Origin of the sequence: Mastigocladopsis repens PCC 10914, from assembly GCF_000315565.1 — a bacterium.
Classification (GTDB): domain Bacteria; phylum Cyanobacteriota; class Cyanobacteriia; order Cyanobacteriales; family Nostocaceae; genus Mastigocladopsis; species Mastigocladopsis repens.
This window is the reverse complement of the sequence record NZ_JH992901.1, coordinates 768,124-792,094: the sequence shown is the minus strand read 5'-3', so window position 1 is coordinate 792,094 and position 23,971 is coordinate 768,124. Positions and strand designations below refer to the sequence as shown.

22 protein-coding genes are annotated in these 23,971 nt (G+C 44.7%); 11 read left to right on the top strand and 11 right to left on the bottom strand.

Annotated elements, in window-relative coordinates:
* The 3 genes from MAS10914_RS0105805 to MAS10914_RS0105795 form a co-directional block, all read right to left on the bottom strand.
* A complete protein-coding gene (locus tag MAS10914_RS0105805) occupies window positions 1-198 on the bottom strand; it encodes a hypothetical protein (RefSeq protein ID WP_017314965.1) in 198 nt (65 codons plus the stop codon).
* A gap of 502 nt (window positions 199-700) precedes the next feature.
* Entirely contained in the window at window positions 701-2,110 is a 1,410-nt protein-coding gene (locus MAS10914_RS0105800; protein WP_232224261.1) for a M16 family metallopeptidase, read from the bottom strand.
* 142 nt (window positions 2,111-2,252) lie between these two features.
* Window positions 2,253-3,830 (bottom strand): M16 family metallopeptidase, encoded by a 1,578-nt coding sequence (locus MAS10914_RS0105795; protein ID WP_017314963.1) that lies wholly within the window; start codon window positions 3,828-3,830, stop codon window positions 2,253-2,255.
* A gap of 259 nt (window positions 3,831-4,089) precedes the next feature.
* On the opposite strand from MAS10914_RS0105795, the gene MAS10914_RS0105790 reads away from it, so the two are divergent.
* Window positions 4,090-4,704: a TetR/AcrR family transcriptional regulator gene (locus MAS10914_RS0105790; RefSeq protein WP_017314962.1), complete on the top strand. Its 615-nt coding sequence runs from the start codon at window positions 4,090-4,092 to the stop codon at window positions 4,702-4,704.
* 183 nt (window positions 4,705-4,887) lie between these two features.
* Here the strand turns inward: MAS10914_RS0105790 and MAS10914_RS0105785 are convergent, their stop codons facing one another.
* A complete protein-coding gene (locus MAS10914_RS0105785; protein WP_017314961.1) occupies window positions 4,888-5,334 on the bottom strand; it encodes a DUF4332 domain-containing protein in 447 nt (148 codons plus the stop codon).
* A 348-nt stretch (window positions 5,335-5,682) separates the two neighbouring features.
* Between MAS10914_RS0105785 and MAS10914_RS0105780 the strand changes: the two genes are divergently transcribed.
* From MAS10914_RS0105780 to MAS10914_RS0105745, 8 genes are all read left to right on the top strand, one after another.
* Window positions 5,683-8,088: a methyl-accepting chemotaxis protein gene (locus MAS10914_RS0105780; RefSeq protein WP_017314960.1), complete on the top strand. Its 2,406-nt coding sequence runs from the start codon at window positions 5,683-5,685 to the stop codon at window positions 8,086-8,088.
* Between the two features lie 528 nt (window positions 8,089-8,616).
* Entirely contained in the window at window positions 8,617-9,993 is a 1,377-nt protein-coding gene (locus MAS10914_RS0105775; protein ID WP_017314959.1) for an aminopeptidase P family protein, read from the top strand.
* Between the two features lie 251 nt (window positions 9,994-10,244).
* Window positions 10,245-11,699 (top strand): signal recognition particle protein, encoded by a 1,455-nt coding sequence (ffh, locus tag MAS10914_RS0105770; protein ID WP_017314958.1) that lies wholly within the window; start codon window positions 10,245-10,247, stop codon window positions 11,697-11,699.
* Between the two features lie 275 nt (window positions 11,700-11,974).
* A complete protein-coding gene (rpsP, locus tag MAS10914_RS0105765) occupies window positions 11,975-12,235 on the top strand; it encodes a 30S ribosomal protein S16 (RefSeq protein ID WP_017314957.1) in 261 nt (86 codons plus the stop codon).
* Entirely contained in the window at window positions 12,198-12,629 is a 432-nt protein-coding gene (locus MAS10914_RS0105760) for a KH domain-containing protein (RefSeq protein WP_071599798.1), read from the top strand. Before rpsP ends, MAS10914_RS0105760 begins: the two co-directional genes overlap by 38 nt.
* A gap of 227 nt (window positions 12,630-12,856) precedes the next feature.
* Entirely contained in the window at window positions 12,857-13,033 is a 177-nt protein-coding gene (gene rpsU / locus MAS10914_RS0105755) for a 30S ribosomal protein S21 (RefSeq protein WP_017314955.1), read from the top strand.
* A gap of 243 nt (window positions 13,034-13,276) precedes the next feature.
* On the top strand, window positions 13,277-14,230 hold the full coding sequence (locus MAS10914_RS0105750; protein WP_017314954.1) for a PhoH family protein: 954 nt from the start codon (window positions 13,277-13,279) through the stop codon (window positions 14,228-14,230).
* Window positions 14,231-14,338: 108 nt separating this feature from the next.
* Window positions 14,339-14,746 carry a ChuX/HutX family heme-like substrate-binding protein gene (locus tag MAS10914_RS0105745; RefSeq protein ID WP_017314953.1) on the top strand — a complete coding sequence of 136 codons (408 nt, stop codon included), beginning with the start codon at window positions 14,339-14,341 and terminating at the stop codon, window positions 14,744-14,746.
* Between the two features lie 65 nt (window positions 14,747-14,811).
* Here MAS10914_RS0105745 and MAS10914_RS0105740 read toward each other — a convergent pair whose 3' ends face one another.
* The 7 genes from MAS10914_RS0105740 to MAS10914_RS0105710 form a co-directional block, all read right to left on the bottom strand.
* Window positions 14,812-15,180, bottom strand: coding sequence for a roadblock/LC7 domain-containing protein (locus tag MAS10914_RS0105740; RefSeq protein WP_026082351.1), 369 nt, complete (start codon window positions 15,178-15,180; stop codon window positions 14,812-14,814).
* A gap of 144 nt (window positions 15,181-15,324) precedes the next feature.
* On the bottom strand, window positions 15,325-16,320 hold the full coding sequence (locus MAS10914_RS29665) for a DUF4388 domain-containing protein (RefSeq protein WP_017314951.1): 996 nt from the start codon (window positions 16,318-16,320) through the stop codon (window positions 15,325-15,327).
* 472 nt (window positions 16,321-16,792) lie between these two features.
* Entirely contained in the window at window positions 16,793-17,167 is a 375-nt protein-coding gene (locus MAS10914_RS0105730; RefSeq protein ID WP_017314950.1) for a roadblock/LC7 domain-containing protein, read from the bottom strand.
* 313 nt (window positions 17,168-17,480) lie between these two features.
* Entirely contained in the window at window positions 17,481-17,972 is a 492-nt protein-coding gene (locus tag MAS10914_RS0105725) for a hypothetical protein (RefSeq protein ID WP_232224116.1), read from the bottom strand.
* Window positions 17,973-18,381: 409 nt separating this feature from the next.
* Entirely contained in the window at window positions 18,382-18,873 is a 492-nt protein-coding gene (locus tag MAS10914_RS0105720) for a hypothetical protein (protein ID WP_232224115.1), read from the bottom strand.
* A gap of 438 nt (window positions 18,874-19,311) precedes the next feature.
* Window positions 19,312-19,860: a GTP-binding protein gene (locus MAS10914_RS0105715; RefSeq protein WP_017314947.1), complete on the bottom strand. Its 549-nt coding sequence runs from the start codon at window positions 19,858-19,860 to the stop codon at window positions 19,312-19,314.
* Window positions 19,861-20,745 (bottom strand): DUF4388 domain-containing protein, encoded by an 885-nt coding sequence (locus MAS10914_RS0105710; RefSeq protein ID WP_017314946.1) that lies wholly within the window; start codon window positions 20,743-20,745, stop codon window positions 19,861-19,863.
* 237 nt (window positions 20,746-20,982) lie between these two features.
* Between MAS10914_RS0105710 and MAS10914_RS0105705 the strand changes: the two genes are divergently transcribed.
* Together MAS10914_RS0105705 and MAS10914_RS0105700 are read left to right on the top strand one after the other, a co-directional pair.
* Window positions 20,983-21,774, top strand: coding sequence for a DUF6816 family protein (locus tag MAS10914_RS0105705; protein ID WP_026082350.1), 792 nt, complete (start codon window positions 20,983-20,985; stop codon window positions 21,772-21,774).
* Window positions 21,775-21,862: 88 nt separating this feature from the next.
* On the top strand, window positions 21,863-23,674 hold the full coding sequence (locus MAS10914_RS0105700) for an ABC transporter ATP-binding protein (protein WP_017314944.1): 1,812 nt from the start codon (window positions 21,863-21,865) through the stop codon (window positions 23,672-23,674).
* Window positions 23,675-23,971: the final 297 nt, after the last annotated feature.

Sequence of the window (23,971 nt, the reverse complement as noted above, 5' to 3'; positions counted from 1 at the left end):
TTAGCCAATGGAAACAGAGATATCTTGAGTCTTGATATCTACGCTGTCTACATTGCTATCAACGGTAACTACAACATCTCCGTCTCCACCGCCAAAAACAGACATTTCTTGGTCGTTGAGTTCGTTGAGGAAGCTTTCGCTATCTTGGAACAGTTCAGCACCAGCAGGACGTAGTTCAGAGATTTTGATGTTAGCCATTTTCTTTTCTCCTCAATAAATGATTTGACTTTTCTTGGTTTCGGATTAAACTTTGTTTGGCTTAATCCTTGATTCAACCTTAATTACATTCTTAATAAAACAAACTAGAAAATCAAGGTTTTCCACTCTCTTTTCTTGACACAACTAAAGATTTTATGTCTTAAGTTTTTAGTAATTATATGAAAATATCTACAAATGGGTAGAAGACCAATGTGAGATGTCTACTGAATTCATGATGTCTGACGGATATTAGCCAAACTCAAGTTGTATATCAATAGATAGATGTAATTATCTCCAACTTTAATATTGACGTCCTTTTCTAGAACTTTAAAAATGTCGTCATTGCTTTCCCTATCTGTTATTTCCTCGAAAAGTGTGACAGCTTGTAGAGACAACAGACACAACTAAAGGAATTTTGTCTTTTCAATTCAGGCAAATGCAATTAAAAAAGTAGGGGCAATTCATGAATTGCCCCTACTCTGTACAACCTTGGAGATATTGTTTAATTTTTCGCCTGTGTTGGTGAACCGGGAATCGTCACATCTATAGGCGTCACTTGTGTAGCTAGTTGCGTTAGTGGCGGGCTAATGGCGTTTTGATTTCCCACCACTAAAGTTACCAAATTCTCTGGCTTGAGGTATTTCCGCGCTACCCGTTGTACATCAGCTGCTGTTGTTGCTTGCACAGCACGCTGATACCGGAACAAGAAATCGGACGGATAGCCGTAATATTCGTAGCGCATGAGGCGAGATAATGTTTGCCCAGGGTCTTCAAAATTGAAAACAAACGAGTTGAGAGTTGATTCCTTAGCAAAAGCCAACTCCTGAGGCGTTACGGGTTGAGCTTGTATGCGCTTGATTTCTTCCTGTAGAGCTTGTACAAACTGCACTGTCGCATCGGATCGCGTTTGTCCGCCAGCAATGAACATTCCAGGATAGTCATGGCGGGGACTCCACAAACCGTATACCGAGTATGCTAAACCCTGACGCGATCGCACTTCATTAAACAAGCGTCCGCCGAATCCATTCAACACCCCATTCAACACATCCAATGCGGGATAGTCAGGATTATTGAATTGCCCTCCCAAATGCCCAATCAGAATATTACTTTGCGTCAGTTGTGGCTGATTGACAACAAAAACACCACCAACTTTATCTTGCGACACCTGAGGCAGCTGAGGTTTAGCTAGTTTGGGGTTAGGTTTCCAATCACTCAACTTAGCTTGAATAAGCGATCGCATTTTCTTGGAGTTAAAATCTCCCACAATTCCCAAAATCATATTATTGGGATAAAAATACTGCTCTTTAAACTTCACCAAATCCTCACGGGAAATTTTATCCAGCGTTGCATACTCTTCAGTACGGGCATAAGGACTTTCTTTGCCATAAATCAACTTTTTAAATTCCCGACTAGCAATATCATCTGGATCATCATTACGCCGAGCAATCGCACCCCGCAACTGCGTTTTCGCCAAATCCAGCTTTTGGGGGGCAAACACTGGCTCCCGTAGTACCTCAGCAAACAACCCAAAAACCGTTTCCAAGTCTTCACTGAGTGCCTCAAAACTAGCATTGCCGGCAGTTTCACCAATGCCAGTTTCTACCAAAGCCGCCCGTTGCTCCAACATCTCATTGAGCTGATCCGGCGAATGCTTCTGAGTTCCTCCAGAACGCATGACGGTACCCGTCAACTGAGCCAAACCAGCCTTATCACCAGGTTCAAAGCGCTCACCCGTACGTACCATCGCCGCACCACCTACCAACGGCAACTCATGATCCTCCATCAAATACACAACCATGCCGTTGTTCAACACATACCGCTCATACTTCGGTAACTTCACCTCAGGTAGTGGCGAAAACTGCAACTCCGTGTAATGCTTTGCCGCTGTCGCCGCCGAAGAAAAATCCAGCATTCCCAAGCACAGCAAGGGAACCAGCGCAACACTAACCAGCAACGAGTAAAGACTTGCCACTTTTATCTTATTCCTTCTACCCCTAAATCTCTTCATATCTCTCTTCCTCTGCGTCTCCTGATCCTGGTGTGGTTCATTCCTCTTACCCTTGCTTCGACAACAGCTTGCCAACTGTACGATTGTTTGTTGTAAAAGTCGCCTGAGCCACCCGTTGAATATCAGCAGGCGTCACAGCCTCAATTTCATCCAATTGCTTAAACAAATTCCGCCAAGAGCCGGTTTTCACCTCATACTCCAACAACTGCTGCGCCATTCCCATATTGGAATCGAGCATACGCAACAAACCCGCCCGAGCTTGGGTTTTCACTCGCTCCAATTCAATGGCAGAAACTGGCTCAGTTTTCAACTTCTCAATTTCCTTTCGCAAAGCCACCGCCACCTCATCAACCGTGTGACTCGGAGCCGTCAGAGCATAGAACAACATCAAATTCGGATACTTATCTCCGGGAAATCCACTAAAACCTTGTGCCGTGAGCGCCAACCGCTGCTGTTCCACCAAAGACTTATATAAGCGTGACGTACGCCCATCACTTAGCAACCTGCCTATAATGTCATAAACTGCCTGATCTGGATGAGTTATTGCCGGACGATGATAACCTTCCAGATACCAAGGTTGAGAACGTAGCTCAACAGTCACTTCCCGCTGTTGCATTTGTTTTGGTTCTGGGGGAATTGGAGTGACAGCTTTTTCTTTTGCCTTGAAACGCCCAAAGTAAATCTGTGCCAGTCTCTTAACTTCAGTGGGGTTAACATCACCAACAACGGCAATTGTCAAATTACTGGGGACATAATACGCCTCAAAAAATTTCCGCACATCTTCCCGTGTTAAATTGCGGATATCTTGATCGTAACCAATGACAGGACGCTGATAAGGATGAACTTTAAACGCCACATCAATGAACTTTTCTAACATCATTCCGATGGGCGAGTTTTCCACCCGCATCCGTCGCTCTTCTAAAATGACATCTTTCTCTTTATAAAACTCCCGAAAGACTGGTTCCAGAAATCTTTCTGATTCCAACGACATCCAAAGTTCTAACTTATTAGAAGGAAAGCTGTAAAAATAACGAGTCGCTTCTGTGGAGGTATTGGCATTTAAACCCACGCCTCCCGCCTGTTCCACAATTCGTCCTAATTCGTTTTGCTTGGCAAGTTTAGCAGCTTGTGATTCTATTTGCTTGAACTGGGCTTCTAACTTGGCAACTTCATCCTTTTTATTAGCGGCTTTTGCTGCTGCGATTTGCTCTGCCAATTGATCCAATTGCTCAAGGAGTGGTTTTTCTGCCTGGTAATTAGATGTCCCTATTTGCGTTGTGCCTTTAAAAGCTAAATGCTCTAAAAAGTGAGCTACTCCTGTTTTCCCATCTGGCTCATCCACACCACCGACATCAGCATAGGTTAGAAAAGAAACTACAGGCGCTTGATGCCGTTCCAAGACAATGAACTTCATACCATTGTCAAGGCGGAACTCTGTCAACTGCTTAATCACTCGATTCAAATACGGTTGAATCGAACTTTGAGCAGGTGGAGTTTGAGTCTTTGCTAAAGCAATTCCTGGTAGCAACCCCCACCCAAGGAGTATTGCTACAAGAAAAGAGACTAAAAGTTGACTTGCTTTGTTTTTAACTTCCCTTTGGTATAAGCAACTAGGCTTGTTCATACGCGAAAATAAAAGTAAATGTCTATGACAACAGAAATAGATTATTTAGTCAACTGGGTGAGACCAGTGCTGCGGGAGGGTTAGCCGCTCCTCCTGCAACTGGCGTAAGCGCAAGCGCACGCCTGACGGCGAAGGCGCAGCCTCTCCGGAGGAGATACCCGAAGGGTCTTAATCTTGTATTAAGCTTTCTATATTTATTGCACCTAACGATAGACAATAAGGCTACACATCCTGTTCCGGGTATATCACTATAACTGTTATGCGAATTTTTAATTCTCCCCCATCCTCAGAAACACAAACACGTATCCGCATTCTAGATGCGGCTCAACGACTGTTTGCCTCCCAAGGATTTGATGGCACAACGACCCGCGACTTGGCACAAGCAGCAGGCGTTGCTGAAGGGACTCTGTTCCGTCATTTTCCCAATAAAAAGGCGATTTTGATTGAGGTGGCAACTCAAGGGTGGGTAGAGATTTTGACAGATTTGCTGACAGAATTGAGTGAAATGGGCAGTTATAAGGCTGTTGCTCAGGTGATGCGCCGCCGGATGTGGAATTTCCATAAAAATGCTGACCTAATGCGGGTTTGTTTCATGGAGGCACAGTTTCACCCTGACTTGCGCGATCGCATCCAGTCTGAGGTGATTGCCAAAATGACTGATGTTGCTGAAGCATTCTTTCAAACCGCAATGGACAAAGGAATCTATCGGCAGATAGATGCCAAACTTGTCGCTAAGGTTTTTTTGGGAATGTTCGCTATTGCAGGCTTTTCCAACAACACCCTGATGGAACCAGACGCCTCACCCCAACAAATGCAGGCAATGGCAGAAGGACTGGCTGATATCTTCCTGAATGGAGTTTTAGTAAAGGACTAAGTGAGTAGTGGATATTGGATAGTGGATAGTCGGTAGTAGTTAAGAAAAACCAACTAATAACTAAGTACAGCTTGGCATGAATTCGTGGCGTTTTAATTTGTAGTAAGTGCTTTAGCACTCTTCGTGCTTACTACAAACTATATGCATTATCTTCATTTCGTTACCAACTTTTGCAATCCTGTACTAAGCAATTTCCGAAATTGTTTTCGCCTGTTGACTCCACTGTTGAACTTGTTCAATCGAAGGGCATAAATCACGCCGTTGCATTGTTGCTACAACCAAGCGCAGAAGTTGTTGGTGCAATCTGTGAATTGGGGTCGTTGCTAACTGTGCCACAGAAGCAATACCTGCATGCAGCAATAATCCACAATATTGCGTTCCTACGCTGGGAATACGAGCCAAATCTGCCAATGCAACCCATTTATTGACATATTGAAGATGAATCTGTAATTTATTTGCCAGCGCTAGCCTGTCCGCAGGTGTTTTCCCCTGTTTGACGAGCGCCGCTGTGGTTGTAAGACCGCAGTTTTGCAATTGGGATTGTTCTTGCTGACTCAATCCAGGCAATTGCTCAATGGGCCAATGACACGATGAGATCCGATTCACACTTGCTTTTTGTTTGGAAGACATTCCTTTAACATAGAAATACACTCTTTAAATATTGTGGCAAATGCATAGGGGGGAACAGATAGTCCGCCCTAAAAATAAAAACGCCTTGTAAGTAAATATTTTTGTCCTGAATAGTCAGTATATGCTATGTTTATGTTAAGTGGGCGTTGACAATTTCCCGTACATAATATAGAAGTTCTCATTCATGAGACATATACCAAATTGTAGTGGAGAACATCTGTTCTCCACTACAATTTGGTGTATCGCCTTTAATCGAAAATCACTATATTTCATCAAATCGTGCGCCCTCTGACATCTTGAGCATCTACGGCTAATGCTTGCCATGTGAGATAAGTGGAAAACTAGTTCATGACTCAAACTCCCTCCCCTCAGGATCATACGACCAAGGCTGTGCCTAGCAGTTCTTCTGATAAAGCGACCCCTAACCGCAAGCAGGTATGGAGTTTGAAGGCCAAGGCAATGGCTTTGGCACTTACTGTGAGTATGCTCCCAGTGCTGATGGTTGGTACAGCTACCTACTTGGGTGGTCAGTTAAATTATCAGCAGATGAGCCAGTTAAGACAGGAGGAGAGGCTAAGAGAAACTGAAGCCCTACAAAGGCAACTATTATCATTCCTGTTAATGAGTACTGGGGTAACAGCAGTATTGGCAGGTGCGATCGCTGCAATTGTTGTGAATCGTAGCATTCGTCGAGTTCTAAACGCTGCTGCAACTTCTACTACCGTCGTAAATAGACTGCGTCGGCAGGAAATTAACACTCGCTCGAGAGTAGCTCTTAAAGATGAACTGGTCGCCTTAGAGGCAAACCTCAAGTTGATAGAAGAGCAGCTTCCAGAACTGGTATGGAAACAGGAAGCAGCAGTAGAGATCTCCCAGCTATTAATAAACATTAGCCGCCGCATCTGGGGATCACGCTCTCAAGAAGACGTTCTGAGAACTGCTGTTGAGGAAGTTCGCCAAGCTTTAAAAACTGACCGTGTAACCATCTTCCGCTTCGACAAAAACTGGGATGGAACCTTTGTCGAAGAATCGGTGGCACCCGGTTGGCCAAAAGCGTTGTGGTCTACAATTCACGACCCCTGTTTTGCAGGGGGGTATGTGGAAAAATATCGCAAGGGTCGCGTTCGTGCGCTCGACAATATTTACGAAGCTGGTCTGAGTGATTGTTACATTGGGCTTTTGGAGCGATTTGCTGTTAAGGCAAATCTCATCGCTCCGATTATCCTAGATAACCAGCTATACGGCTTACTCATTGCCCATGAGTGCTCTGCTCCCCGTTCTTGGCAGCACGTTGAGATCGATTTATTCGCTCAGTTGGCTGCTCAGGTTGGGTTCGCTCTTGACCACGCCAGCTTACTAGAGCAGGTAGACACCAAAGCCGATCAACTCCAGGTATTTATTGACATTACCCGCCGCATTCGAGAGTCGCTTAACGAAGAAGACATCCTGAAAAGCACGGTTGAAGAAGCCCGCAAGGCACTGAGGTCTGACCGAGTGATCGTTTTTGGCTTTGACGAGAACTGGTATGGAACTGTCCTTGCAGAATCAGTGCTTCCAGGTTTTCCGAAGGCGTTGCGAGCCAAAATCCACGATCCCTGTTTTGCAGAGGGTTACGTAGACCAGTATCAAGCGGGTCGAGTTCAGGCGACCAACAACATTTATGAAGCTGGTTTGACCCCTTGTCACCTAAGCCAACTCGAACCCTTTGCTGTGCAGGCAAATTTAGTTGCCCCTATCCTCAAAGATGATAAGCTATTCGGTTTATTGATTGCTCATCAGTGCTCCAAAACCCGTGAGTGGCAGAAACCGGAAATTGATTTATTTACCCAGGTCGCCATGCAAGTAGGATATGCTCTCGACCACGCCCGACTCCTTAACCAGCTAGATCAAGCATACCAAGCAGCTGAAACGACCTCTGACGAGCAGCTTCTTCAAAAAGAAGCCCTTCAACGTCAGGTGTCGGAACTCCTGAGAGAGCGCAAAACAGCTATCAAAACCCTTGTCACAGAGGAGTCAAACCAGATGGAGTCTGTCCAAGCTGCTTACAATCATGTTAAAGCAGTGGCTGATTTGGCTCAGGGGATGGATATCATGATCCAACAAGTGAAACTCCACAAACAGCAAGTCAGTCGGGAAGTACAAGCTGGGGACGAGGCAATAATTCGGGTTTTGGACAGCTTTATTGCGATCCGACAGACAATTGTAGAAGCTACGGAGAAGCTCTCCCATCTAGACCAGACATCCCAAAACCTCTCCTCAGCATTGGTTCTCATTAGTAATGTTATCTCTGAACTGAATCTGCTAGCGATGAATATAACGCTTAAGGCAACCCAGAGTGGCAAAGCTGAGCAGGAGGGTATTGCGATCGCTGAAAGAGTTACCATCTCGACTCGGCAGTTGAAAGGGAGCATTGCAGAAACCGAATCCCTTGTAGCGAAAATGCAGGCACAAACCCAGGAAGTGATGGTGGCTATTGCCGTTGGAACAAAGCAGGCGACTGCAGGAACTCAACTGGTGGACGCAACTCGGCAAAAACTCAATTCCGTTGTTACTGTCAATACTCAAATGGACTCGCTCGTGGAGGAAATTGCCCAAGCTGCGGCAAACCAAACGCAAACTTCAACCACTGCAAATCGAGTCATCCTGGAAGTAGCAAGTATCGTCAATCATACTTCAAAACAATTTATGGCAGTGGTTAAGTCTTTCAATAAACTAGCGGAAATAGCCGAAGAATTTCCGGCAGACGAGGACTAGTTCCGATGCTAGTTAAATTTGGTACTAAGCTAATCGTCATTCATTTTTCCAGGATGATTTGCTTGTAGTAAGGGCTTCAGCCCTAGCTCTATGCAACTTGAATGCTCATTAGCTTATCCGTCGGCTAATATCAAGTTCGTTTAATTACTTATAATTAAAAAATCCCCGTGTCAAACCAAGTCAAAAGTAAAAAGAGAAAAGTAAAAAGAAAGAACCGATTTTCTTTTACCTTTTAACTTTGAACTTAGTAAAGTATCCTATTAAAAGAAAGATAAAAAGAAACAAAAAAGTACAAGCCCCTCAATTGATTTATGGAAAACAAACAAGATGTATTTCGCTCACTTCGCAGCGCGAGAAATATAGCGTCCTTGTTGTCAAGCCCCTCACTTTAGTTATGGGGATTCTTTACTTTTGCCTTTTTACTTTTTACTTTATTACTTGTTCTGACCAGTTTAGGGGTAAAAGTAGTGGTCAAGTTTGCTGCAACTCCTGTTGCAGGCTATAAACCTTTGCTTTGAGTTCCCAACCATGCAAAATACCTCCCGTTTCCTCACCGATACTCTACGCCTGCGACGGCAACGACTAGCCAACCTCATTGATTTTCCGGCAATTCTCTGGTCAGGAAGTAGCAGTCCGCGTAACTTTCCCGCAAATGTCTTTCCCTTCCGTGCAAGCAGTCATTTCCTCTACTTTGCAGGACTTGCACTGCCCAACGCAGCAATTCGCCTGTCAGCAGGCAAGCTAGAACTCTTCATGAATAATCCCCAACCAGAAAGCGCTCTTTGGCATGGAGAAATGCCTCATCGTGAGGAAATTGCTCAGATGATTGGAGCAGATGCTGCTAAACCGATGGCAGAATTGGAGTTGTGGACACCGGGGGCAGCAACAATTGCGGTGCAAGACGCTGGCAGTTGGACTCAACAGTCGCAACTCTTAAATCGATGGGTTTTGCCGCAAAAGCCACCGCAAGGAATTGACTTAGAGTTAGCTAAAGCAATTATTTCGTTACGCCTTATTCACGACGATGGCGCACTAGCCGAATTGCGAAAAGCCGCTGCTGTGACTGCAAAGGCACATAGAGCAGGCATGGCGGCTACGACTCGCGCCCAGATTGAAGCAGAAGTTCGTGCAGCAATGGAACAAGTCATTATCGCTCATCATATGACCACTTCCTACAACAGTATCGTCACAGTTCACGGCGAAGTTCTGCACAACGAGCAATATCACCACCCACTGCAACCAGGCGACTTGTTGCTTGCTGATGTTGGTGCTGAAACAGAGATGGGTTGGGCTGCTGATGTAACCCGCACCTGGCCTGTTAATGGGAAATTTTCATCTACACAAAGAGATATTTATGATGTCGTGCTGGCAGCGCATGATGCTTGCATTGCCAAAATACAACCTGGTATAGAGTATCAAGATTTACACTTACTCGCCTGTACTGTGATTACAGAAGGCTTGGTCGATTTAGGCATTTTGCAAGGAAATCCCCAAGATTTAGTGGAAATGGACGCCCACACGCTCTTTTTCCCCCACGGTATCGGTCATTTATTGGGTTTGGATGTCCATGATATGGAAGATTTGGGAGATTTAGCAGGGTATGAAGAGGGACGCACAAGGAGTAACCGTTTTGGTTTAGGCTACTTGCGTCTAAATCGTCCCTTGCGTCCGGGAATGTTAGTCACAATTGAGCCTGGATTTTATCAAGTTCCAGCAATTTTAAATGATGCCACTTGGCGGTCAACATATCAGAATGTTGTGAATTGGGAGCGTTTATCTCAATTTGCTGACGTGCGAGGAATTCGCATTGAAGATGATGTTTTAGTGACACAAGAAGGTAGCGAAGTTTTAACTGCGGCATTGCCGACAGAAGCTAGTGCTATCGAGAATTTAGTGAGTAGTTAAAAAGGATATTGACTTGTCGCTAATCACTTGATATTTAAGCAAATTTTTAAGTAGTAGTTAAGTTAAGCATTTGCTTAAGTTGTGGTAACGATGTCTTATGCTGAGTATCAATGTAGTTGTACTATAAAATTAATCAATATCCTTCAGACTTCTACACATAATCCCTTTGCTACAGTCGAAGTTAAAAAACACTAAGCTGTATATAGCGCGTTAAAACTCTGCTGGCTAACTACCCGTAACCTAACTCATTTATGTTTGAAGCACTCTCTGACCGTTTAGAAGCGGCCTGGAAGAAAATCCGGGGTCAGGACAAAATTTCCCAAACCAATGTTCAAGAAGCTTTGCGGGAAGTGCGTCGCGCCCTGTTAGAAGCAGATGTCAATCTCCAGGTAGTTAAAGATTTCGTTACCGAAGTTGAAGCCAAGGCACTGGGATCTGAAGTGATCGCTGGCGTACGACCTGACCAACAGTTCATCAAAATTGTCTACGATGAGCTGGTACAGGTGATGGGGGAAGAGAACGTTCCTTTAGCACAGGTTCAGCAGCCCCCGACAGTTGTCCTGATGGCAGGTTTGCAGGGTACAGGGAAAACCACTGCTACCGCCAAGTTAGCCTTGCATCTACGTAAACTAGAGCGCAGCTGCTTAATGGTAGCGACAGACGTGTATCGTCCAGCAGCGATAGATCAATTGCTGACGCTGGGTAAGCAAATTGATGTGCCAGTATTTGAACTAGGAACTGATGCTGACCCAGTAGAGATTGCGCGGCAAGGCGTGGAACGTGGTAAAGCGGAAGGTATTGATACAGTCATTATTGATACTGCGGGTCGCTTGCAAATAGACGAAGATATGATGGCGGAGTTAGCCCGCATCAAACAAACCGTCCAACCCCATGAAACGCTTTTGGTCGTGGATGCCATGACTGGGCAAGAAGCAGCAAATCTGACCCGCACTTTCCACCAACAGATTGGGATCACTGGTGCAATTCTCACTAAGTTGGACGGTGATAGCCGAGGTGGGGCAGCACTGTCTGTGCGGCACATCTCAGGAGCACCAATCAAGTTTGTCGGTGTAGGAGAAAAGGTTGAGGCGCTGCAACCATTTTATCCTGATCGCATGGCGTCACGCATTCTAGGGATGGGCGATGTTCTGACCTTGGTAGAAAAGGCTCAGGAAGAAATAGACCTTGCCGATGCCCAGAAAATGCAGGAGAAAATCCTGTCAGCGAAATTCGACTTTACCGACTTTCTCAAGCAAATGCGTCTGCTTAAGAACATGGGTTCCCTCGGAGGCATCATCAAGCTTATTCCAGGGATGAACAAGTTGAGCGATGATCAACTCAAGCAAGGAGAAACCCAGCTTAAGCGCTGTGAAGCGATGATTAATTCTATGACGCGCCAAGAACGCCAAAACCCAGATTTGTTGGCAAGTTCTCCTAGTAGGCGGCGGCGCATTGCAAATGGAGCTGGCTATAAGGAGGCAGATGTCAGTAAGCTGGTGAGTGACTTCCAAAAAATGCGGAATCTCATGCAGCAAATGGGTCAAGGAAACTTAAGCGGAATGCCGGGAATGTTCGGTGGTATGGGTAACCCCGCCGCTGCTAACCGTCCAGCTGCCCCGGGTTGGCGGGGTTACACTGGCGGAGCGAGCTCGTCAAAAAAGAAGCCAAAGAAAGACAAAAAGAAAAAAGGCTTCGGTACGCTTTAATTATGAGTTAGTAGTTAGTGGTTAGTGCTTAGTTGCAACTAACAAATAATAAATAAAAACTAACACCTAACACTAGGCAAGTGCTAAAATAGGCATTTTAGCATCATAGCTTCAGCCATCTACCCAATGGAAGGAGCTTACACAATAAGAGATAGACAGTTTTCACAAGGACTAAAGTTACCCTTAGAATTGTCTTCGGGAAGCTTATATAATCTGACTTCCCAATTAACTCAATGCAAACTGATTCCTAAAAACAGGAGAATGATTTCTTAACCATGATTAAACTGCGCTTGAAGCGATACGGTAAGAAGCGGGAAGCGAGTTACCGCATCGTCGCTATTAACAGCTTCGCTCGCCGCGATGGTCGTCCCTTAGAAGAGCTGGGTTTTTATAATCCCAGAACTGATGAAGTACGACTCGATGTTCCCGGCATCGTCAAGCGACTACAACAAGGCGCTCAACCAACTGATACCGTGCGTCGCATCCTGCAAAAAGCCAATGTCTTTGAACAGGTCAGTGCAAAAGCCTCCTCATAAGGTCGGAACAACATCCGCCATAACCAGTCCTGACTACGCTGGACTGGTAAGGTTTCTCATTCAACCGTTTTTAGATTCTCCGGAGTCTTTGAGCGTCGATTGTGAAATGTCTCACACCCGTAACCGCGCTTGGATTCGCATTGCTTTTGAAGGCTCAGATAAGGGGAAAGTCTTTGGTCGGGGTGGACGCAATATTCAGGCGATTCGCACTGTGGTTGCCGCAGCAGCTCAAGTTGCTGGACAATCAGCTTACCTGGACATCTATGGCAGCACTGCTGGTAGTCGGGAGGGGTTGTCTTTTGATGATGAAGGGGAAGAGCGATTACCGCCGCCAAAACCCAGAGAAAAACGTGGAAACGGACACAAACCTATTGCTAAATCGCGCTTCGTTTAAATAAGATTGCTGCCAAGGTACGCTTGCATTAACCTTGGCTTGTGTGATTATTGCAAGGGCGCACAGTGTATAGCAATAGCATTGTGGACACGCAATGCTATCTCAAATCTTCTCTTAGATTCAATAGATGGGGACTCCCCATCGGGAGAAACCAGCGCCATCCTACTTTCGGTAAGTGAAGATTGTATATGACTCAGATAATCTCTGTAAGGAGGTGAAACTAGGGAGTGGCTGAAATCCGTTTGGGTGAAAATGAGTCGATTGACTCGGCATTAAGGCGTTTTAAAAAGAAAATTCAAAAAGCCGGAATTTTATCCGAAGTCAAGCGCCGGGAAAGATACGAAAAACCCAGTCTGCGCCGTAAACGCAAAGCGGAAGCCGCACGCAAAGGTGGTCGCTACTAAAACAAAGAATATCTTTGTTTATGCGGTTAACCAATGCCAGCTAGCTGTTAGAGTTAAGGTCTGAAAACAGTTGTAAATCAAACCAAGATAAAAGTAGAGCAGCGATTCTCCGCATCTCTACTTTTCCTAACTAAGTATTATTTAAACGCGAACGTTCCTCATAAAATAAAGCAACAAAATTATTGGAATTGTCTAGTTCAAATAAAGTGTGTTGACTATTTTTAGTATTTTGAATGTATCCTTATGGCTGATGCCTTAAAAATTGAACTGCCGAGTATTCCAAGTGCGATCGCACTAGCAGGAGAGGGGGAAGAAAACCTTAAAACTTTAGCACGGCAAACAGGAGCGACCCTGGTTCTGCGGGGGCAAGACCTACATATCTCTGGTACAGGCAAGCAAATTGACCTAGCTAGTCGATTGGTGCGATCGCTTGAAGACCTTTGGAGTAAAGGCAATAGTATCTCTAGTACTGATATACTAACGGCTCGTCACGCTTTAGACTCCCATCGTGAAGAGGAACTGCAAGATTTACAGCGAGATGTCATCGCTCGGACGCGTAGAGGTGAGGAAGTCCGTGCCAAAACCTTCCGACAGCGGCAGTACATCGAAGCGCTACGTAAGCGTGACTTGACCTTTTGCACCGGTCCTGCTGGTACTGGTAAGACTTTCCTAGCAGTTGTTGTCGCTGTACAAGCTCTCCTCGCCAACCAATTTGAACGGCTGATTTTAACTCGTCCTGCTGTTGAAGCTGGCGAAAGACTTGGCTTTTTGCCGGGAGACTTGCAGCAGAAGGTTAATCCCTATTTGCGCCCACTGTACGATGCCATCAACGAATTCATTGATCCAGAAAAAGTACCATCATTAATGGAAAGAGGCGTCATTGAAGTTGCCCCTTTAGCATACATGCGGGGTCGTACACTCAACAACGCTTTTGTCATTGTTGATGAGGCTCAAAACACCACACCATCTCAGATGAAAATGCTTTTGACTCGTTTGGGTTTCCTTTCCCGTATGGTGATTACGGGCGATATGACACAAACCGACTTACTACCCAACCAACAATCTGGATTAACAGTGGCTTTACAAGTTTTAAAACACGTTGACGGCATAGCCTTTTGCGAATTCTCTCAAAAAGATGTCGTTCGCCATCCCCTTGTTCAGCGTATAGTTGCTGCATACGAACAATATGAAAAATAGTGATTGTATGTAGAGACGTGCTTTCATGAAAGCGCGTCTCTACATACAAAAGTTAGTAGTTATGTAATTATTGGTTAACAACTAACAACTAACAACTAACAACTACCTATGACAGCTACACTAAAAGAATTTTTGGAAGCTTGTGAAACTCTGGGAACATTGCGTCTTATTGTGACGAGCAGCGCTGCTGTTTTGGAAGCACGCGGTCAGATCGAAAAACTGTTTTATGCCGAACTCCCCAAAGGTAAGTATGCCAATATGCACACGGAAGGTTTTGAATTTCACTTGAATATGGATAAAATTACGCAAGTGAAATTTGAAACAGGTGAAGCGAAGCGAGGCAATTTTACAACCTATGCCATCAGGTTTTTAAATGACCAACAGGAGTCAGCTTTAAGTTTATTTCTACAATGGGGTAAACCAGGAGAATATGAACCCGGACAGGTAGAGGCATGGCACGCCTTACGAGAGAAATATGGGGAAGTTTGGGAACCGACTCCTTTGTCAGAGATTTGACAAGAGGATAAGGGGAGTATAATTAATATCTCTCCTTGTCTCCCCTTCCCCTTGTCTTTTTTTGACTAAGCCAACAAGGGTGCAATTTTGGCAACAGCCCGTTTGATTTCGAGAAACAAGATCCCTTGCTTTACAGCAGCATTAGCTAAAACCAATAAAACTGACTCAGCACCACAACCTACCAACACACCGTAGCCTTTTTCTCCTTCCATAACAATACGGTCAACCGTACCGCGAACTAGTTCGCGTCCAATTTGTTCGCCTAATGAAAGCATGGATGCAGACATAGCAGCCGTACGGTCTTTGTCCATTTTTGTTGGTAGCACGGAAGCTAGTGCCAAGCCATCGGGGCTGACGAGGATGACACCTTGAACCTCAGCACGACTAGAGACAAAATTTCGCAGCTCATCTTGCAATGTTGAAACGTTCATCATAACTCTGTTGTATGAGTCGAGATTGGATACTTCATGCGTTAGAGGTCATGCCTAACCACATTGACATCTTTGTGCAAGCCGACCACTTCACTCTGAGCTTGCTACACTCACCACACCCGATTTCTGCTCTTGCTCCCAGCGCTGCTAGATTTTGCCCTCCTGAGAACCAAATAACCATTGGAAAAATGACCGAATCACTCCCAGACAACTACCTAACTTTTGGAGAAACGATTGATGGACATTAATTTGGTTGGAAGCGTCTACAGGTTCTGGTAAATTTTCTGCTATAGGAGTAGTTTCTGCCACCGCGTAAGATTCCACTTGAGTGTCATCAGTTTGGTTGGAAGCGTCTACAGGTTCTGGTAAATTTTCTGCTATGGGAGTAGTTTCTGCCACCGCCTGATCTGGGGCAGCAACAGTCAGGCAAACTTCTTCTGCTAGATTACTCATGAGCAGTCGGAAGGCAATCTGCTGCACTTTTTCTACAGCAAGTCCAAGTTGAGTGGCAATTTCCCGTAGGGAAATGGTGCTGTTCATCAACTGCCAAACTTGCCATTCCAGAGAGTCTAACTGTAGCTGGGGCTGGCTGGTGTTCCTACTCGAGAAGACTGAAGTGGGGTCAGGCAGTTTTTCTGCCAGTGCATTCCAGTCTCGCAGCGTCCGCAAACCGATCAGTGTTGCCTCAGTGGCGGGCAAACTCATACCTGTCATCTCTGCTAAGGGTAAAGTGGCTTTGGCATCAAATTCAAACTGACCATCCTTTAGTTCAAACAAGTCAGACACTTGCTCCACAACCTGGATACGAAATAGGAGCTTCAGTTGTTCAGCTTGCAGCAATCCTTGGAACTTGAGGCATAGACCTATCGGTGTATTAACCGGGCATAGTTGAGCCATTCCCATGGCAACATCCTCGCTCACCCAGCCCCGTTGCGCGACCATCGAAACCAACCCTTTTTGATCTAGGCGATCGGCAGCAGCCACAATCCGACCTTGATGCAGCCAGATGTAATGAACTTGCACAACAGCAGTCAAATCAGCAGCTAAGATCCGAATTGTGAGCAATCCTGTCTTGTTTCCTTGCTCTAGAAATTGAAAGATTTTTGGCAAGGAAAATTCTGCCAAATTACCAGTAAACGCCATATTTAGTTCTACTTAGTAGTTTGTTAGACTACCAGGTTGAGAGATAAGTTTTAGGTGGCAACGATTTTACATCTAGTATCTCTCTCAAAAATTTCCTCAGGGCATGAAATCAAGTAACGAATTACAGATGTTTGCATTTAAATAGAGCACATTGCAATGAAAGTACATACTACGTCTCTACAAGGATTTTGGTATTATGCAAAATCATTTTCATACATGGAATCAGCAACGCCAGGATTTTAATGAATGCATATGTGGTTTATGTATTTGAAAACCACTGTAATAAGCTTCTAGCCGCTCTTCATGAGAGTTAGTTGCTATTGGAGTTGAATCTGGTGGAATGCTGGGATGATTTTAATCAAGCTAGGTCTTGCTGATACCAGACCTAGCTTTTTTCCCACGGATGTTCAAATTTTCTATAGGTAAAACTTTCTGCCTGGGTTATTCTTTCAGCAGAACATTAAAGGCAGAATTAGTATGTCATCGCCTTCTTTAAATCTGTGAGAACACGCTTGATTTCTAGCATGAGCATTCCCTGCTTGGCTGCATCACTTGCTAAAACTAGGAGTACAGCATCTTCGCCGCAGCCACTGAGAATTCCAAAACCCTTTTCACCTTCAACATAGATGCGCTCTATATTGCCTCTGGTTAACTCAGACCCAATGCGTTCACCTAGGGATATCATCGCCGCAGCCATCGCTGATACCCTTTCTTCGTCCATCCCACCGGGTAAACTTGACGACAAAGTTAGACCATCAGGAGAAACCAGCGCTGCACCTTGCACATCACTCGTTGCAGTGACAAAGTTTTGCATAATGCTGCCAAGTCTTACAGTGTTAATTGCCATCGTACGCTCCTGTTTCGTTTTGATTTAGTAACCTGTGGATAATGTCTCGTTGCCAATTCAGTTTTCTGTTTGACTGAAGAAAGAACTCAGGACTAAGGACTCATTAATGCCCACATCAACGAGATTGCAGGCAAGTCCTATCTACGTGAACCAAGTTGACTTAAGAGGATTGCTGCATTCGCTGCATTCAAGGCAATCCTCTGAACCTATGCCCGGCTCATGTCAAAGGGGTGAATTCAAAAACATCGAAGCTGCCGCCCCGGAGTATCAAATTCGGTATGTGTGCCCTACAAGCTTTGCCTGAGGTCAGATTTCAAAGGGGCGTGAACTCAAACTCTGTTTGAAGATTTACTTGTTCGCCAACAGAAACTTGCCGCCCCTGGTGGCGTTTTTTCATGACCTGATCGATAAAGCCACCCAGTACGCCCATAGTAAATGGGCACAGACGGTTTGAACCGGGGGTCTCACCAGACATTTCCAGTGGCTCGACCACCTTGACCCGAATAAAGCCTTCTTGTTGAGAGGCTTCTTCGATGACGCACATTCGTGTTCCTTCCATACCTAAACTGGTGTTTAAGCGCTGGAGTACACTTGGAAGATCTTTCGTTTCCTGTGTTGCCCCAAGTACTATGGCAATTTTCTTGCCGTAGGAACGACCCGCAGCAAGAATAATGACTGCGGCAGTCTTGGAACCCATGTTCTCTTCTATGCCGTCCAGCAAAGCTTTGTAGTCCATCACATTGACGAAATCCCCTAGCATGGGTCTGAGACTGTTGGAAGTTGACATCATACGGTTATTACTCATTGTGAAAGAAATATTCGTCCAAAACCTGTATAGATGCTCTGGTTCATCGACGTACCATAAAACAATTCATCCCTTGGAGGCAATTCCTAAATCAAATACCCGTTCGCAACGTGCCTCACGAGTACCTGCTGAGGTCGCTGCTTCATGGAACGTCTTGCACCCGAATTCCATTGAGCTTCAAGAGTTCTACGCCAAGCTGGATAGGCTCAGAAGCTACCAGTCACTTGCTTAACTGCCCCATCGTGCCCTTTGTTTAATTTTACAAGAAAAATTGCAGATATTACGGCTAATTACAGATATTTTCCAGTTATTTACATCAGGCTTAAAATTGCTAGGTAGAGCTACGCCTCGTACCCTTATGCGAGGCGTTTTGCTAAGTCCTGAGTTCTTAGTTGTGCGAATTCTGATTTCAAAGGGGCGTGAACTCAAACTCTGTTTGAAGATTTATTTGCTCGGCAACAGGAACTTGCCGTCCCTGGTGGCGTTTTTGCATGACCTGATCGATAAAGCCACCCAGTACGCCCATAGTAAATGGGCACAGACGGTTTGAACCGGGGGTCTCGCCAGACATTTCCAGTGGCTCGACCACCTTGACTCTAATAAAGCCTTCTTGTTGAGAGACTTCTTCGATGACGCACATTCGTGTTCCTTCCATACCTAAACTTTTGTTTAGGCGCTGGAGTACACTTGGAAGATCTTTCGTTTCCAGTGTTGCCCCAAGTACTGTGGCAATTTTCTTGCCGTAGGTACGACCCGCAGCAAGAATAATGACTGCGGCAGCCTTGGCACCCATATTCTCTTCTATGCCGTCCAGCAAAGCTTTGTAGTCCATCACATTGACGAAATCCCCTAGGGTGGGTCTGAGAGTGGTGGAAGTTGACATCATACGGTTATTACTCATTGTGAAAGAAATATTTGTCTAAACGTTGTAGATAGATGCGTTGGTTCATCGACGTGCCCTAAAACTACCTATCCCTTGAGGGCAATTCTTCAACCAAATACCCATTTGTATCCTGCCTCATGACTACCTCCTGAAGTCGCTGTGGCACGTCTCGCACCCGAATTCTATTGAGCTTCAAGGCTTCTACGCCTATCTGGATAGGCTCAGGAGCTACCAGTCACTTGGTTAACTGCTCCCTCATTTCTCAGTTTCATATTACACGCAAAATTGCAGATATACAGGATAATTAAGCAATTTTTTCATTTATCTAGATGAGGGTTAAAATTGCCACGTCAAGCCACGCCTCGTGCCCTTAGCCGAGGTGTTTCGCTAAATCCAGAGATTCTGCTTTTGCCTTGACACTCAAGCAGGGCTGGTGGTCAAGCACAAAAGTTCTACCTAACCAGGGGTGTGCTGGTAGTAGTTGGCAAATTCTTGGACAAGTGTAATCAAAGCTTGTTTGACCGAAGTAGGCTCAGTAGCATTAACTGCAATCATTGGCGGTCGAGCCGCCTTATCCTCCAGCCCCAATGCGATCGCCACATCTTCCGCTTCCCATGCATCTAGGCAATCGGTATGAGTCAGCCCAATTAGATAAGGAATTTGCACCCGTTGATTCATGAAGTTGATCAGCTTGCGACCATAACGGAAATGCTGCGGACGGTGAGCTGCTACTAGCAAAATGTAGGCATGGGCTTTTGCAATCAAAATCTCCCACATATAGTCAAACCTGCTTTGTCCAGGTGTGCCATAAAGGTGCAGTGATTGATTGGCTCCTATGGTAAGTCGCCCAAAATCCAAAGCTACTGTGGTTGTTTCCTTTAGTAGTGCTATTTCATCCGTCGCTCTCCTGTCAGTGTCTACGACTTCTATTTCACTGATTGTGCGAATCAAACTCGTCTTCCCTGCACCCATACCTCCCGTCACCACTATGCGTAGGATTTCCATCTATGCCTTGCTCCTTGTTAAAAACCCAACCAAATTTTGCAGAAATGAAGTGCTGACCTTGGGTGTTTCCGGTTGTTTGGATTGTTTGACTTGTGAACCACCAAAGGAATTTGTCAAATTCCGATTCCTGAGGTCATTATTCGGCTCTGGCGTAGATTTCACTACGGGCACTTCTTCTACCAACCCAGCAATGATCAACCGAAAGGCTGCTTGCTGGACTAAAGTTATTGGTTGGTTGAGTTGAGACGCGATCGCACTTAGGGAAAAACTACCATTAGCGAACTTCCACACCTGCCACTCGAAAATATTGAACTGCATTCGTGGTTCGTCTTGAATCAGACTTTGTATTCCTGAAGTCATCTCCGGTAGTACATCAGCCAGTATTTCCCAGTTTTTTAACTCTCTCAAAGCCATGAAAGCCACTTCCGTCGCCCTTAGGCTTAATCCAGTCATCTCCCTTAAAGGCGAGACTGCTTTGGTGTCTAGTTTAAAGATTCCCTCTTTAATTTCAAAAAGCTCTTGAACCTGCTGTAGTTGGCTGGCGAACAATAAGTTTAGCTGCTCATTACTCAGCACTCCTTGAGTTTTCAATTGCCAGCCGAGCGATTTGCTTGTAGATGTTTCAGTAAAAATTTGGTCTATGACTTGCAAGTTTGCCCACCCGCGTTGGGTTATTTTACTGATTAAATCCCGACCATTTAATCTGTTGGCAGCAGCGACAAGATACCCTTGTTCAAACCAAATGTAGAAATGGTTGGACATAGAGCCTGGAGAATGCCGATTTTCATAAGTATAAAGACTTAGGCGACCGGTTTTTCTTCCTTGCTCAATGACTTGAAACAATTCAGCTAAGGAAAAATCTGCAAAAGAACTGGATAGTTTCATTAGCTCAAGAATTCTAAATAGAGCAATTTACACTAGCTTGCACCTGATAACTACTTTCCTTATCTGCAAGCTTTATACCTGCTTCTCTCAAAAGCTACTTAAGCTACTTTATGCATTAGCGATTACATCTTTAGCATAATATACAGGGTAAAAATAGTGACAAAAATGCAACATAATTTTTTATTTTATTTAACTTATACTCAAATAAAAATTAACATTTTGCAAAATATCTTACTAATGCTTGCTATGAAGGTGATTTGGAGTTTTTGCTTGATTTTTTTATTCCTCCTATGTCAAGGGGAGGCGGCGGCTGGGGAGTTATATGAGAGGTTGACAAATTTTCCCCAATGGGAAAAATTAACTTCCGTACGACCTGCTATGGGAGATTTGATTTATCCTAACTGGATGATGGGTTCTTGGCAAGTGAAAAGTACACTAGAGGATTTGATTGCACCCTTAGCTCCCGATATTGTTACACCTGGATTTGAGGGGAATCGTCAGTATCTCAAGCAGCCTATAAGTTTCCAAGTGCGATTTGTTCGAGAAACAACGCCTCATCCTGGATTAAAAATCATTCCCCAAACAAGGAGTAAATCAGCAGTGGTAGCGGATAGACCTTTTAATGGCTTGAATTTGGCACGAGCATATTTAGGCGATACTGTGCTATCAGTCAAAGTAGATCCAGATTCTCCCAATCGTCAGATTACGTTTTTACGTGGTGAGCGTCAGCTGGTTACTATCGTCGCAGCACGCGCCACAGAAACTACATCAGATGGCAAGTTCATCACTACAGAAGTGTTTCAACAACTATTTAAAGGCGGTGAGCGTCCTTATTTCAACACGGTGGAATCCACGACCGCATATCGCAAACTGGCTGAATTTAACTCTGCAATAGAGGCAGATCAAGTCACTGCTGTGTATCTATCACCTCAAGATCCAGATTACTTTAAGGCTGGTTCTCGACCAGTTGCACTCTATCGCTATCGCTTGGAATTTATCCCCACTGAGGAGGTTCCAACTATTCCTTAAGGATGATTTACTAGTCAAGGTATTGACTCTTTTTGTAGTATAATTGTAGTATAAAATGCCAAGCTAAGGCTCTTGAACAGAGTGCATCATGGCAAAATTTCGAGATATTCTCAAATACTACGATCGCTATCGAGCGATCGCAATTTTCAGTATTGCTGCAGCCAGCATCTTTGAAATTATTGATTTAGTTGTACCCTATGCCACTGGACAGATTTTAAACGTACTTTCTGGACAACCGTTGGATCGTCCAGTACAGAATGCGATCGCCGCAATTGCCAACATCACCCAACTACCACAAAATCGGTTACTATCTCTTGCAGTGCTAATGAGTTTAATCTTCTTAGTCACTGTTGTAAGAGCGCCGATTCAGTTGTGGTCAACTTGGTGGTTTCATTGGGATATTGCTTTACGTACCCGGCGCGATCACTTCAAAAAAACGGTGGCAAAAATACTTACACTGCCGCTAGAATTTTACGACGAAAATAACCCCGGACGCATTGCCGGAAAAATTGCCAGAGGACTGGAAAACCATGCCTGGACTTATCCAGAAATCGCCGGACAATTGATTCCCAAGCTGTTTCGAGTGTTGGGAATTTTTGTAGTTATTTTGTTGATTGAGTGGCGCATCGCTTTACTATTTCTACTTTCGTTCGTGGTTATCCTCAGCTTCACTCTTAAAGATTTGAAGCAGTTGATGGAACAAGAACGACGGCTAGATAAATACATGGAAAATACCCAAAGCCGCAACTCAGAAATTATCACCAACATCAAAACTGTCAAAGCTTTTGCCTCAGAACCACAAGAACTAAAACGGCAAAGAGAACGCCTAAACCGCCATTTTGAAGTCGTTAATTACCGCATCCATCTTGGTTACTGCAAGTTGGCTACTTGGCAAAAGACTTTAATTCAGTTTTGTGTGTTTGCGGTGCTTGGTTTGGTTTTGGCGGCTACGGTAAAAGGAGAAATTTCCCTGGGACATTTCGTTACCACTTTAACCGTTTCCAGCATGGCTTATGCTGAGTTGGAACCTATCAGCAACCTAGCAGAAATTTTTGCCCGTCGTTATGCCTCAATGTTGGGGTATCACGAATTTATGCAGCAACCAATTGGGGTAGATGCAGCCAGTCTGGAAGAGAGTGAATCGGCTTATAGTTTCACAGGGAAAGTAGAGTTTTCTCATCTAAGTTTCGGGTATGATGCTAACCGCCCGGTTCTTTCTGACATCAATCTGTTAATTGAACCATATCAAACAGTGGCACTCGTTGGGCGATCAGGTTCAGGGAAGTCTACTTTAGTGAAATTGCTGTTTCGGTATTTTGAGCCGAATCAAGGGAAGATATTGATTGATGGTCAAGATATTCGGACGTTAGATGTTGGGAATTATCGGCGGCGATTGGCGATCGTTCACCAAGAAGTAGATGTTTTCAACGGAACCTTGTTAGATAACCTAACATACGGCAATCGACAAGCCAGTTTTCAGCAAGTTGAAGAAGCTTGTAGAATTGCCAGATTAGACGAAGTGATTCGCCAATTACCAGAAGGTTATTACACAGTTGTAGGTGAGAGGGGTGTGAGGTTATCTGGAGGACAACGACAGCGCCTGGGAATTGCTAGGGCGTTATTAGTGAACCCAGATGTCCTGATTTTTGACGAAGCGACATCTAGCTTAGATTACGAGTCTGAGAGATTGATTCAGATAGCTATGCGCTCAATTCAGGGAACCCGCACTACAATTATCATTGCCCACCGTCTGAGTACAGTACGCGAAGCAGACAAAATTGTGGTTCTGGATCAAGGCAAGATTGTAGAGATCGGTAGTCACGATGAACTGTTGCGCCACGAGGGAATTTACCGCCGCTTGCACTCCTTGCAAGAGACTGGTGAACTCGTGAGTTATTAAGAAGAACGCAGAACACAGAACGCAGTCATCAGAATATCCCCACGGATGGAATCCAGAGGATTTAAGAAAGAAAAGCTTTCTTGGTCTCCAAAGGATTTATCCGGGGGCGCTATACCAATACTCAAGACCAGAACTCTTAATTCCTACCCAAAAACGCGTTTAATATTCTGTATCTATCGTTCCTACTCTGCGGTCTTTCCTGGGTCACACTAGAGGGAGTAGGGAAAGCAGGGGAAGTTGGGGCAGTAGCGGGAGAAAATTGAATTATTTTATCTAGCCCATTCCCCATTCCCGATT